The 12,716-nt window shown below is 38.3% G+C and carries 10 protein-coding genes; 2 read left to right on the top strand and 8 right to left on the bottom strand.

The features are described 5' to 3' along the window. Window positions 1-7: 7 nt before the first annotated feature. Genes KV40_RS28320 through KV40_RS28305 form a run of 4 tightly spaced genes read right to left on the bottom strand, consistent with a single transcriptional unit; the run spans window position 8 to window position 4,362 of the window. Window positions 8-799 (bottom strand): hypothetical protein, encoded by a 792-nt coding sequence (locus tag KV40_RS28320; RefSeq protein WP_036488294.1) that lies wholly within the window; start codon window positions 797-799, stop codon window positions 8-10. 9 nt (window positions 800-808) lie between these two features. Next, window positions 809-3,556, bottom strand: a complete 2,748-nt coding sequence (locus KV40_RS28315; protein WP_036488291.1) for a hypothetical protein — start codon at window positions 3,554-3,556, stop codon at window positions 809-811. 10 nt (window positions 3,557-3,566) lie between these two features. Continuing rightward, window positions 3,567-3,872 (bottom strand): hypothetical protein, encoded by a 306-nt coding sequence (locus KV40_RS28310; RefSeq protein WP_036488289.1) that lies wholly within the window; start codon window positions 3,870-3,872, stop codon window positions 3,567-3,569. Continuing rightward, window positions 3,865-4,362 (bottom strand): hypothetical protein, encoded by a 498-nt coding sequence (locus KV40_RS28305; protein WP_036488286.1) that lies wholly within the window; start codon window positions 4,360-4,362, stop codon window positions 3,865-3,867. The genes KV40_RS28310 and KV40_RS28305 overlap by 8 nt, the downstream gene beginning before the upstream one ends. Window positions 4,363-4,746: 384 nt before the next feature. Between KV40_RS28305 and KV40_RS28300 the strand changes: the two genes are divergently transcribed. Beyond that, a complete protein-coding gene (locus KV40_RS28300) occupies window positions 4,747-5,322 on the top strand; it encodes a recombinase family protein (RefSeq protein ID WP_036488283.1) in 576 nt (191 codons plus the stop codon). Window positions 5,323-5,429: 107 nt separating this feature from the next. On the opposite strand, the gene KV40_RS33840 is transcribed toward KV40_RS28300, so the two are convergent. The 4 genes from KV40_RS33840 to KV40_RS32740 form a co-directional block, all read right to left on the bottom strand. Next, window positions 5,430-6,239, bottom strand: a complete 810-nt coding sequence (locus KV40_RS33840) for a CAP domain-containing protein (RefSeq protein ID WP_072013930.1) — start codon at window positions 6,237-6,239, stop codon at window positions 5,430-5,432. Window positions 6,240-6,272: 33 nt separating this feature from the next. Continuing rightward, a complete protein-coding gene (locus KV40_RS32745) occupies window positions 6,273-7,001 on the bottom strand; it encodes a response regulator transcription factor (RefSeq protein WP_052056035.1) in 729 nt (242 codons plus the stop codon). Between the two features lie 326 nt (window positions 7,002-7,327). Continuing rightward, complete coding sequence (locus tag KV40_RS28285; RefSeq protein ID WP_036488282.1) at window positions 7,328-9,148, bottom strand: cellulose binding domain-containing protein; 1,821 nt, start codon at window positions 9,146-9,148, stop codon at window positions 7,328-7,330. Between the two features lie 79 nt (window positions 9,149-9,227). Further along, on the bottom strand, window positions 9,228-10,718 hold the full coding sequence (locus KV40_RS32740; protein ID WP_052056034.1) for a DUF3102 domain-containing protein: 1,491 nt from the start codon (window positions 10,716-10,718) through the stop codon (window positions 9,228-9,230). 124 nt (window positions 10,719-10,842) lie between these two features. Between KV40_RS32740 and KV40_RS28275 the strand changes: the two genes are divergently transcribed. Further along, a complete protein-coding gene (locus KV40_RS28275; protein ID WP_052056033.1) occupies window positions 10,843-12,417 on the top strand; it encodes a ShlB/FhaC/HecB family hemolysin secretion/activation protein in 1,575 nt (524 codons plus the stop codon). Window positions 12,418-12,716: the final 299 nt, after the last annotated feature.

Genomic DNA, 12,716 nt, shown 5'->3' with positions numbered 1-12,716 from the left:
TTGCTTGCTACCACTTAAAAGCAGGGATATAAACTAAAGAGCGGCTTTCTTGTAAATAGAGTGCTTCGCGCTCTAATCTGTCGCGACGATTTTTTTCATCTAAAGATTCTCCCAAATTGGCTATATTTTGCATTACGCTGGCTTGCTGTTGCTGAAGGGCTAGCAACGAGGCTTGCATTTGAGCGTCGATTTGACTTTCATTCAAAGACATTTCCACGACACGGCTTTGAATTTGAGTCATGTTTTTCATCACATCTTGGGTAACATCTAAACCTTGAGCTTCTAGAGCTAAATCCGACACTTCTTCGGCTATTAATTCGTTGGACTCGATTAGCGATGCGGTAACGGCAACATTTTCATCCAACCATTCTTGTCCCGCATCACCTGTAAGTCTGGCAGCTTCAGCCCTAGCGTATTCGCGGTCGTATAGATTGGCAAAGTCTCTTTCGATAACCATCGAATTAGAGGTAAAAAACTCGGCGTTGGGTAGAGATACTTGGCGAAAACCGCCCGATGTTCTGGGAATGCTATTGGCATCTAGAATGCCACCATCGGGACAAGAACCTGGAATAATTCTTAAAATTTCGGGACAGTCGTTACCCACTCGATCTCCCAATACGGTCACTAAATAATCGAGCGCATCTTCTAAAATCCCCTCCATAGAATTATTAAAATTTTCCGCAGTGTCGATAACTCCATTGACTGTTTCTTTGTTAAGTTCGATTGCGCCTGCCGACGAGCTTATGAATGTCGTACTAACTAATGCAATCGCTAGAATGACTCGAACAATTTTTTTCACTTTCTTCTCCTAAACAAATAGCAAACCTGTTGCCTCGTGGTCTTTCGACGGGGCTAGCTCTGACATTGGCATTCCTGTTTTTTTGGCTCGTTCGTAATCGCGAGCAAATATTGAAATCGCCTCTATTGAATCGGCGTAAGACTCTAGATATCGCTCCCTGGCTTTCTGTTCTTCGGGATTGGAAGCAACTAACGCCATTAGTTCTGGTGAGGGATAGTGAGCTAGATATAATTGTGTACCTTCAGCTAGCATCAACCAGTACGAACAGAGATCGATAGGATTGGGATCGAAATCTTCTCTGGCATTCCGATAAAATACCTCTGGTGGCTTTTTCAAATAATGAGCTAGTCCATCGATATCGCTATCGTCAATCGAGCCAATCATTTTGACATCGGTATTGGTGAGAAGCTTAGAACCAGCAGCACAGTTGGCAACTGAAGGAATATCCTGAGCGAGAAGCGAAACGGAAATACCAGACTTCCCGCCATTTACTACCGTTTCTGCCGTGTTGTAAACTAATGCTGGCTTTTCTAGCAAGATAGAACCTTCATCTACTCTAACCGAACTCCTAGTATGTTCGAGTGCCCTGGTTACGGCTATAGTCTGCGCGATCGTACCAATTAAAGTGATTTCATCTTCGTTTCTCGCTCCACGTAGAGAAAAATTAAGAAAAGGAACGTCAAATTTGACTTTACTAGGACGAGAAAAAGACTGTCCGAAAGGGCTTCTAATAAAGCTAGTTAGCATCATTACTACTTCATCCCTCGCTTCGGAGGAAATTTTACCTCCTCCAAGCTCGTCGAGGTTTATATTAGCAGCTAAATTTCTTAATTCTGGCAAAGTTGGCATTTCCGACCATTCTCGACTGCCGATACCTTTTTGATGTGCCACTTCATACCTAGCTTGAATTTGGGGATCTTGAAAAAAAATAGTAATGACCAAATCGAGAAAAGAACGAATCCGTTTTGCCAGACGGCTTCCTCGTTCGTCACCTAAAACAATGTTTTCAAGAGATGAAAGAATTGCCGACTGGAAAGTAAGTTCTTGTACCTGGCGCACTTTTGGAGACAAACGAGTGAGATTGGGAGTTTGAATGATGTTGTAGTCTTTGTAGGCTACTTCTACGTTAGCTCCCAAACTAGGACCTAAAAAATCTACCATGTCCGAGCAAGTCGTACGTCCCGTAACCATGCCAAAGTCGAGCATGATTGATGGTATGCCGTAACTGAGATCGGTAAAAATCTGCTCGGCTAGTTTGGTGCTTTTTCCCTTCCGCGTTCTAGCAATTGTAAGTTCGTTGTGATGTTTGGTTTGGGCATTTAAATAAATGGGTTTTCCGCCTTCTTTAGTGAGAAATTCTATACCGCGAGAGTCAAAAGATTTCGCCGTTAGAACAGGCAGTGCCAAATCCGAACTTAAATAGACATTCTGCCTCAAAGAGCCAACTAATTGTCGATTGACAAAGGGCTGCTTGTTGCGCCAGAGTTCGGGAACGATATCGGGTTCGCGAATCAATTTTCCTTGAGGAAAAATATTCGTTAATTGACGACACGCAATATCTAATTCGCGAGGAGAGTTTCTGGTAAGGAAAAAAACTATCGAGACGGTAATAGTTCTATCTCCTTGGAAGATTTTTTTCTGTGCTTCGATCGAGTCTAAAATTTCTTCGTTGGCTACAACACTATAGCTCCCCTTTTTTTCGGAAAATTGAGCCATTGACTTTTGAAATTTTAGCGATCTCTGTAAATTTATGTTGTCAAAGGTAGAATTCGATAGTTTTGCTTCCCAGACCAGTTCGCAGTTTGGAGTTTCTAAAAGCGGTTTCCACCAGTACTCAAACTTATGTTCTAGATCGGCGTAACCATCTACTTTTTCTTCTAAAACTACCGCAGCCGTATATTTACTCTTGATTCTTATCCAGTTGTAATTTTCTAAGGGAACGGAAGAGCGACCATTTTCACCTTTTATTAGAACTGAAGCAGGACACAACCTAGAAGCAATCTTTTCTTCAATTTCAATCCGACCGTTTATTTCATTGGCAATAATTAAATGAGGAATTTCTTTCTTTTCAGAGGAGGTAAGATTAAATTCTTTCCAAGCATAATCCCACAATTGCCGTGACTGCATTGGCGATGTTTTTAAACCCATACGGGTGTTTAACTGCTGTTCCCAATGCAGAAAAGATTCGTCAAAACCTCTAGGAAAAATTTCTTTTAAAATTTTGTGAAGTTCTCTGGTTGTTTCACCTTTAAACTTTAAATAAAAGTCTTCAAATGAGATTATTGCTTTTCCCAACCAATTTTCAACAAAGTCTTGTTCGCTTGATTCTCCTGGTCGATATCCCCAACTACAAAAAATATGATTTCGATATTGTTGGCGTGTTCCTCGCTCGGATAATTTTTTTGTATGACTCTGCTGATGGTAATTTAAAACGGTCAAAGCAGGATTGTAATTGACCCAACGTTCCGCTCGATTTTCTAACTCGTCTTCCCTTTCTTTACTATCGGAAAAAGACTTTTGATGAATTCTAATAATTTCATTGGGGGGAAACCCACGAACGCCCTCATTCCAAGCATTTAAAGATGAAAGTTTAGTGCTATAGCCGACAAACGGATGCACGCCAGGAAAGGTAAAGCCAAATCTAAGAGAATAACGTTTATTCTCTTCTAATAAATATGCTCCTGCTTGGCGATTGCGTAGATTGAGTTGGCAAATCGCTCTTAAATGAATTTCGTTTTCGTAATCACGCTCGGACATAGTGGACGATTTACTTTTTTTTTCCTATTAGAGTTTTAGAAGGATAAAATCCTCTCCGCCAACGCTTCGGTTTTCCCCTTAACCTCCGCATAAATTTATCGGGACGAGTACCCGACACCATAAATATCGTTCCTAAGAGCCAAGTTCCTACTAAAATGGCATCAAAAACCTTTATTTTAAGTAAGGACAAGCCATAAATTACGAAAAATACTAAAACTAAGGGAATAACATCGACAAAAGATAGCGGACCGATGACTTTAGCTTTTCCTACTACCTGAGAGATTTTAATAAAATCTCTCTCGTTTTTATTATCCAAAGATTGCTCCTTCCCAAACTGACACCAATACTACTCCCAAAATTAAAGACGTACCGATAAGTCCCCAAATGTGCCAGTTAGAGCCTTGATTGCGAACTCCATCAATTAATGCAACAGCAATCAAGCCAACGCCAATAACCAAGAAAATCGTTCGTCCCGAACCAAACACGACCTCGACAAAATCGGTAGCTCCATCTAAATGATCGCCAAAAATACCGTCTACTTCCGATTCAGCATCATCCAATAATTGTGCTGTTGCTCTCAACTGCATACTGATAGTTAGTATCAAACTTCCTAAAAGTGCGCCTCCAATTCTCCAAAGATTGTAACGATACAATATTCGCCAAACTCGTCGAACTCTTGCTTTCGACAAAAATAAATGTAATCCCGAATCGACGAAGTTTAACCAACGTTTTTTAAAAGATTCGTTTGGTTGGAGTTGCTGCAAGGGCAATAGATCGTCTACCAAATTTTTTTTAGCGTAATTCATGCAAAATTTACTTTCCTATCTATAGTGTTACCTCAATATCGTTAAAGTTTGCTTTAGGCACTAGAAACTTCTGGGTGAAGCAAACTTTTTGCTCGAACAGCTAATTTCTTTTCTAGTTAGAAAAACTGCAACTTGATATCTTTGACTTGCCAGTTATTAACTTGATTTGCAATACTGTTACTGTCTAATAATTATATTAAAATTATTTTCTAGTAAGTCAACTCAAAACCTAAAAAAACGCTTTATAATAAGTTTGTAATAAACCTTGGTGTCCAAAAAGTACTCTTTTTTTGTTTTTTAAAGCTTCATATATTAAAAGACAAAAGGTTTAGCGCAATAAAAGTTTTTATACACTAACTGTCAAAAAAGTCTAAAAAAATAATCATGCTAGTTGGTTACGAATTATTAAGCAAGAATTATAATTTGTTTGACCGTGAAAAATCCAATATCGAAGCTATTAAAAAGCTTCAATTGGCTGGATGCGAACGAATTTATGTTGATTTCGCCGAACACGAACAGAATCAACTAAAGGAAGCTTTTAAACTTTTAAACAAAGGTGATACTTTGGTGGTTTCGAGAATTAGTAAATTAGGATATTCAAATCTAACCTTATTACAAAATTTAAATTTAATTAGAGAAAAAGGCATATTTCTGCGTAGTTTAGAAGAATTTTATTTAATTCCCTCTAGTTCTATAGACATAAAAAAATTAATCGAGAATTTATTTTCTCTCGAAGAAAAACTTTCTAAGTTCTCAGTATCCGAAATAGAAACTGAAAGCAAAATGGGTAGACCCGAAACTATGACGGATGAAAAATGTCAAATGGTCGGTATTCTAAAAGCTTGTTGCCAAGAAATATCCGTAAGCCAGATCTGCAAAATAATAGGAGTTTGCCGACAAACTTATTATAATGCTAAAAGAAAGGGCAAACTCGATAAATATTTATTTAAAAGTAAATAATAATTGACGTTGCTGGATTGAGGTATGATTCAACAAAAAAGCGATTTCCTCTGGCATTCGCAAAGCCAACCACATATTTAGAAAATCATACTTTTATTTACCAAAGCCTAATTTTCTTGTGCCATCAACCAGATTGAAGTATTAAAAGTTTCAGAATCGGATAAGAGATCCCGAATATATACATCGTCAACAAATTCTGAGTTTTGCTCTCGATCGGCTTTGCCGCTTTGCTTTGCGAAATCGCTTTCTCTGTTTATATCTATTCCCGTACCACCAACCACAAAATCATTTAATATATCGCTAAAACTATACCAATTGCCACTAGCGTTAGGCTTGAAATTTGTTGCTTCGGCATTATCTTCAGAAAAATCAACTGCATCGCGATCGCCTGTCAGCATAGTGTCGTTATTACCAAATAATTCGCCATTATCGGACATTTCTGGTTCTTTACCACTATCTTCCGTTCCCTGGCGAGCGTAATCTTCTGTTAGATTTTTCATACCAGAATTCCCCCCAGCTAGAGGAGTACCAAAAACCTGTGTCCAGTAATAATTGTAGTTAACCGCACCCGTATCTTCTGCTGCATGTTCGTAGCCAATGCCAATTTCCGTGTAGTTGGGATTGAGAATGTTGGCACGATGATCGGGGCTATTCATCCAACCTTCTACTACTTCTTCGGCGGTGGTTTGCCCCGCAGCAATATTTTCGCCTACAGTCGAATATTGATAGCCACTATCAGTAGCGCGATTACCTACATCAGAACCGTCAATTCCTGTATGACTAAAAAAATCATCTTCTGCCATATCATTACTATGGTCTTGAGCGGCATCAACTAATTGAGAATTTAGTTTTAAAGGATTTAATCCCGCTTTAGTACGTTCGGCATTGGTTAGGTCGAGAACTTGGTTTACAAACATATTTTTACTTGATTTAATTTTGGTTGATGTTTTTCAGTCAAGAGCGATAACAATCGTACTGACAAAAATTGTTAGAGATAGGGTGCAGCAAAAAAACAAGATAAAATGAACGAATTTTAGTTTTATTGAAAACTGAAAATTACGGGCAAAGTTGCTAAACTTAACTGTTAATTGCTGTAAATAATCCAGTTTTGACGAAACACTTTTTTTTGTTTGTTTTTGAGCAAATTTTAAAAGCGGATTTAGATCGATCGAGGGACGCTTTTTAGGTTTTGTCGCTCGAACTCTTGATTTGGAACGCACCTGAGAATTTACGGCAGCTTTGCTATTTGCCAAATTCATAACTGATAGCGTTTGAGTCAAAAACTTGTAGTTAAACGCGCAATAACCTTGATAAACTAATCTAATCGTAGATTCAAGCTCGTCTCCTTCATTGAGTTTGAGTTTGGAAAGATAACCATGCACTCCCGCTTTAATAGCTCGCGTAACGTAGCTTTTTTCCTGATGTGCGCTAAAAACAATTATTTTTAAACTAGTATAGCTTGAAAGTTTTTCGATCAACTGATAGCCATTTATTTTCGGCATTTCGAGATCGAGTATCAAAACATCAGGGGTTAGACTTCTAACTGCGCTAAGAACCTCCTCTCCGTCAATAGCAGAGCCAACTATTTTCATGTCTTTCGATTTAAGACAACATTTTATTACTTCTAGAAAAAACCTTTGATCGTCGGCAATTAATACTTTGATGGGAGGTTGTTTCATAGAAAAAAAAAATATGAAAAACGAACTCGCGCCTAAACCGCTTCGCGGTAGCCGTTAACTGTTAGCACTAAGTCTTACATAGCTAAAGGCTAGAAGCTCTAAGCGCGAGTGGTTTATTAAACTAAAGGAGCAAGACCTTAGAGACGTTAGAAAAAGCAACATACTCGACATGAGAAATAAACAAGCTTATTGCAACAAAGCTCGCGTTCGAGTGGTCGATAAATTACTAATTATTAATATCAAAAATGTCTTTGTTTTTAGTATATAGCAAAAAACATTTTTTAAAAGCGTTTAATTTAAATAATATCAATTTTTGCCAGAACCAATTAAGCGGCATTTGCATCAACGGCGGCATCTAAGAGAAATTCGGTTTTTGGAGCATGAGAGCTTAGGTTAGCAGGGCTATCGTTTACTATGTAGTCACCTACGGAGGTAAGACCATCAAATCTCCGATTGGAACTGACTACATCGCCGTATCCAGCATCAGACCATGCCCAATAGAAGCTACCAAGATCTCTTTTATAAGTTTCATCCCATACTTTTTTGTAAGTATTAGGTTTATTGCCGTAGCCGTTCTGCGTCCCAATACCGAAGTTAGACGCTCCTACCAAAACTGGTGCGGAAAAATTCGCCAGTTTATCGAGATTGGCGGTAACTCCTCCTCGATTCTCGATTTCTGAATAGGCTTGAGTTACGAAAACTACATTCTTTAAAGGATCGGAATTTAAAATCGCCTCACCCTGATTGAGAATCATTTCAAATCTCTGCCCATAAAAACCCGCCGTGATTTCAATCGGGGCTTTGTATCCAAGGGATCTAATTTCTTTAATTGCTTGAATAGAATCTTCTCGCCACTTATTCTCATCCTCATGAATTACTTCGCCCTGTGCGTGAAGCGTGACGTAAGCTTCGTTATCTTGAATTGTTTCTATGACCTTTTTGTCCCTAAAATCAACGTGTCCTACTGAAACCCAAAGATTATTATCTACTGCTTTTTCAAGGGCATTCTCAAACTCTTCTGGTCTTCCACCTATCAAGCGCGTGGCGTTAGCTCCCGTTTTAGCGAGTTCGTCAACACAATCGCCATTGCCATCGATTAGAGAACCATTTTCGTAAGGGTCATTCCATTCACCCGAACCCTGATATTCACCATAGCGAACGACATTTTCAATTCCTCTCATTATCACCTTATCGCCATTTGCATCGTAGAGAAATCTTCCTTTTACTTGGAGGTGCGAGTCATTTAAGTCATTTTCAGAGCCATCGAGATAATCCTCTTGTTTGGCAATTTCAGACGACGAAGTATCTGCCGAGTCGTCATCAAATGTGTTTTCTCCGTCTTCGACACGGAAATTTTCGTTATTATCTACCGTTGTATTTTCTAAAGCAATAGGTTTTCCCGTCGCGCCTTCAGGAGTATAATTTCCAGCATCACCAGAAAACTCTGGCTCTGAAATATTTTTTATGGCTACAGGTTCGTTCGCCACACCATTACCACTTAAAGAATAATTTTCGGGAGCAACTACTTCTCCCTCTATTTTATTGGCATTAAAGGTAATAGTTTCGGTTTGACCGCTGGCTAAATCTTTGTTGTAGTCGAGATTACCGAGTACGTATTTGTTGCCCTCCTTATTGATAATCTTGGCATCCCAAATGTCGGTAATTTCAAACGGGGCTTCAAACTCTAGCTTCCATCCCCCGTCTAGATTTTCGCTTTTATTGGTTATGTCGAGCTTGCCTGTAAATCCGTCATACCACTCCGCCGAGATGTAAAAACTAGCAGCAGAAGAATCCACATTATTGTGTGTTGTTATGGTTTCTAATGCTGGCGATTCGACCGCTCCGTTGCTACTACTTAGAGAATAATGTTCGGGAGCGACTATTTCTCCATCAACTTTATCGGCGTTAAAAGTAATAGTTTCGGTTTCACCGCTAGCTAAATCTTTGTTGTAGTCGAGATTGCCAAGTACGTATTTATTGCCCTCCTTACTAATAATTTTGGCATCCCAGATTTCGGTAATTTCAAACGGGGCTTCAAACTCAAGTGTCCAACCATCGAAATGTTCGCTTTTATTGGTTACGTCGAGCTTGCCCGTAAATCCAGAATACCACTCCGCCGAGGTATAAAAATTAGATTCAGTATTCATTTACAAATAAGTAATATAACGTAAGCTTCAATCAAAATGCAAAGCCAGAAAACTTTTTTACCTAAAATATAACTTTTTTTCAAACCGACAATCGAGACACCGTTACTTTATCTCGCCAAATAGATAAGAGGCGATCGCATTTTTCCAAATCTGGCTCGGCAACGTAACAGTTGCATCCTAGTGTATCGATCAATTCTAACAATCGAGGTGTAGGAATATAAGAAATTACTACTATATCATTACCTTCTGTCGTGGTACCAAGGCAGTGTTCGATCATTTTTAATATCGATAGTGGGTCAATATCATTGAGTTCTGAACGAAATAAAAGGTCGGATTTTGCCTTGATTTTGGGAATTAAAGAATTATTATTGTTCGGCGGAAGGGTTACAGTAAGTTGAATTTTTTTGGGAAGGTGACTGAGAAAACTATTATCTTTGGGATTTCCACAAAAAAGCCGATGGTAATTTCCTATTTGCCACCAACTATTTAAAACAGCTTTTTTCGTTGGAATAACTGCTACGACTGACTGCTTGGGTTCTAGTTTGGATTGAGGTGAGGATGATATCCGATTTCGGTGCTGAGATTTTTGTGATTCGAGTTGTAAATCTTTCGACGGAAGTTCGTTTTCCAAAGAATTTACTTTTTTTTGTTCTTTATGCTTGAGCTTAATTTCTTTAGCAAGTTTCTCTGTAATTATTTCACCTTGCTTTGCTCGTTCTAGTGCTTCAACAGTCGCTCCTTCTGGAGTTGTAGGAGCGGCTAATTGATACAAAGCACTTTGTAGTATATTTAAATCTGTCAGACTGACAGATTTAAAGCGTTCGGCAACCTGCATAAATCTTGCCGCAGTAGAATAACTCCAGTTAAATTCTACATCGAGCCAATTATAAAAGTTACCGTGACCTAATTTATCTTTGACTTCAGTTAAGTATTTACCTATATCTACAATATCCTGTGCCGTTCTTCTGATTAATTTTTTGATTTCTACAGTTCTATCTCGCACGAACAATAGAGTTTCTTCATCTAAGTTGAGTGAAGTGTAGTTAAAACCATCACTTGAGGAAGAATCTTCTTCTGGCTTCAAAAATAAAGAACTTTTTTCTTTTAAACTATCATTGATAATAAATTCAAAATTCTCAATCAGCTTATCAAAATCAATAGGCTTACTATAGAAAGCTAGTACTGGAGAAGAAGAATCTCGGCTATTGTAAACATATGTCGTGTAAGCTGAAACAACAATTATATAGATCTTCCTTTTTTGTGAATATTTTTGAATTATTGTCTCTATCAGCTTTTCTCCCCACTCTCTATCTGGGTTTTGAGGATCGTAATCGTAAGTATCTTCACTTCGTTCGGGAATTCTCAGATCTACAAGTACGGTGGATATTTCTAGATGTTTATCTAAAATTTCCAAAGCATTATTAAAAGCATCGGCAAACAACAAATCTTCGGTACGAAGTCTGGCTTTTAAAGTGAATACTTGCCGATCTGTCTCGGCGCGGCTAACTTCGTCATCGACGTAAAGTATTTTGCCACGAAATGGAATTTTAGGAGCTTCTAACAACGACATAATGTTTTTTATTGTCAATAAATAAGCCCGAGGGGGCTATACTATTTTAAGAGTTCAAAAAGCTCTGTATGAAAAGCTCAATACAGATAGCTTTAGATTTTTATTTTAAATCGATTTAGTTTGTATGTCTTTAATAAGGATAGCGGCGATTGTTGCTGTAGAAGTAGCAACGCTGACAATAGCGGCTGGKGTGGCAACCGCTCAAGTTGCGCCAAGAATTTTAATCAAAGATGTAGAAATTAGGGGAAACACAATTTTCGATTCCGAATTACAGTCAATGGTAGCGTCCTATGAAGGTAGAGAAATTTCTTTAGAGGAAGTCTTTCGGCTGAAAGACAAAATTAGTAAATATTACATTGATAATGGCTATAAAAGTAGCGGAGCCTTTCTTCCTCCTCAAAGACTTACAGACGGTCGCGTTCAAATTCAAGTTGTCGAGGGAACTTTAAAAGCCATTGAGATCGAAGGTTCTAAAAATTTAAGCGAAGCTTATCTAAAGTCCAGACTGCCAAAAGAAGGAAAACTGCTAAATGTCGATCGTCTGTATCAATCTCTATTAAAGCTGAGAAGCGATCCTTTAATTAAACAAATAAATGCCGAACTAATTGAAGAAAAAAAGGGACAAAATATCTTACTGGTGAATTTAGAGGAAAATTCGCCTTGGAATTCTCAATTGTCCGTTACCGATGGCTATGCTCGCAGCATTGGCGGTTTTGGTGGAAATGCCCAAGTTACCCACCAAAATTTATTTGGATTCGGCGATCGCCTTACTTTAGAACGTTCTCAAACTGAAGGTTTGGGTCGTACTGGAGGTCGCTACTCTTTTCCTTTTAACAGTTTAGATGGCAGAATTGCTTTTAGTTACAACAACGCTCAGAGCGTTGCGGTTGAGGAAGAAATTGAAGAATTAGGTGTTGAAGCCGATTACGAATCTTTTCAGCTAAATATTTCACAGCCTCTTATTGCGACTCGTACCGACAATTTTAGTCTCGGATTGGGAATAGAATATATCGATAGCGAGACTTTTGTGTTAGAAGATCTGTCTTTTTCCTTTGTAGAAGGATTGGAAAATGGTGAAACCAAACTTACCGTATTGAATTTTTCTCAGAATTATTTGAGAAATGGCAATAATTCCTTATTGGCGATCGAATCTAAATTCAATTTTGGTATTGATGCTTTAGGTGCAACTCAAAACGAACTGGGAATTGACGGTATTTTCTCAAGCTGGCAGGGAAATTTACAGTATTTAAAAGCGTTCGGCAATGAAAATGCTATGGTATTGAGTACTGGTATAGCTTTTCAATTAACTACCGATCGCCTGCTGCCTATCGAACGGTTTACAATAGGTGGAGTTGATAGTGTTAAAGGCTATAGTTCCAATATTGGCGATGCGGATAATGGAATTGTAGGTAATATTGAGTTGAGGATACCAGTTATTGGCAGAAGAAAATCGAGCCAGATTAGCGTCGTTCCTTTTATAAATGCTGGTACAATTTGGAATAATGATGAAGAACTTGCAACAAACAGCAATTTTGCTTCTACTGGATTGGGACTTATCTATCAATCAAGCTTTTTAGAAGGAAGAATTGATTACGCCATTCCTTTAATAGAAGCACAAGGGTATGGAGAAACCGATACCGAACAGCGTTTTATCTTCTCTTTAGTAATTTATCCTTTAAAATTTGGCTCGGTTTTCTAGTTATTAAACATTTTGAAAAACATCTATAAAGGTCGAATTGTAAAAAAATGCGATCGTATCACTGTCAAAATTACCAAAATTCGCTGAAAAAAATAGCTAACTATAGCTCTACTGCTTTCTTCAGGTTACAATGCTAACCAAGCAGATTTCGGATAATTATTCGGATGTGCCTTAAAAGCTGAGAACACCGACATCTTTTGGCGAAGGTCATCGGCGTTCCAATTTTTGTAAACCCCATAGTAAGGAGGCTGATATTTGGTTTTGTGTCCCCACTAGCTAATTGTATAAATCAGGAGGTT

The organism is Myxosarcina sp. GI1 (assembly GCF_000756305.1).
In the GTDB taxonomy this organism is placed as follows: domain Bacteria; phylum Cyanobacteriota; class Cyanobacteriia; order Cyanobacteriales; family Xenococcaceae; genus Myxosarcina.
The sequence above is the reverse complement of the archived record's forward strand: the minus strand, read 5'-3'. Positions and strand labels throughout refer to the sequence as shown.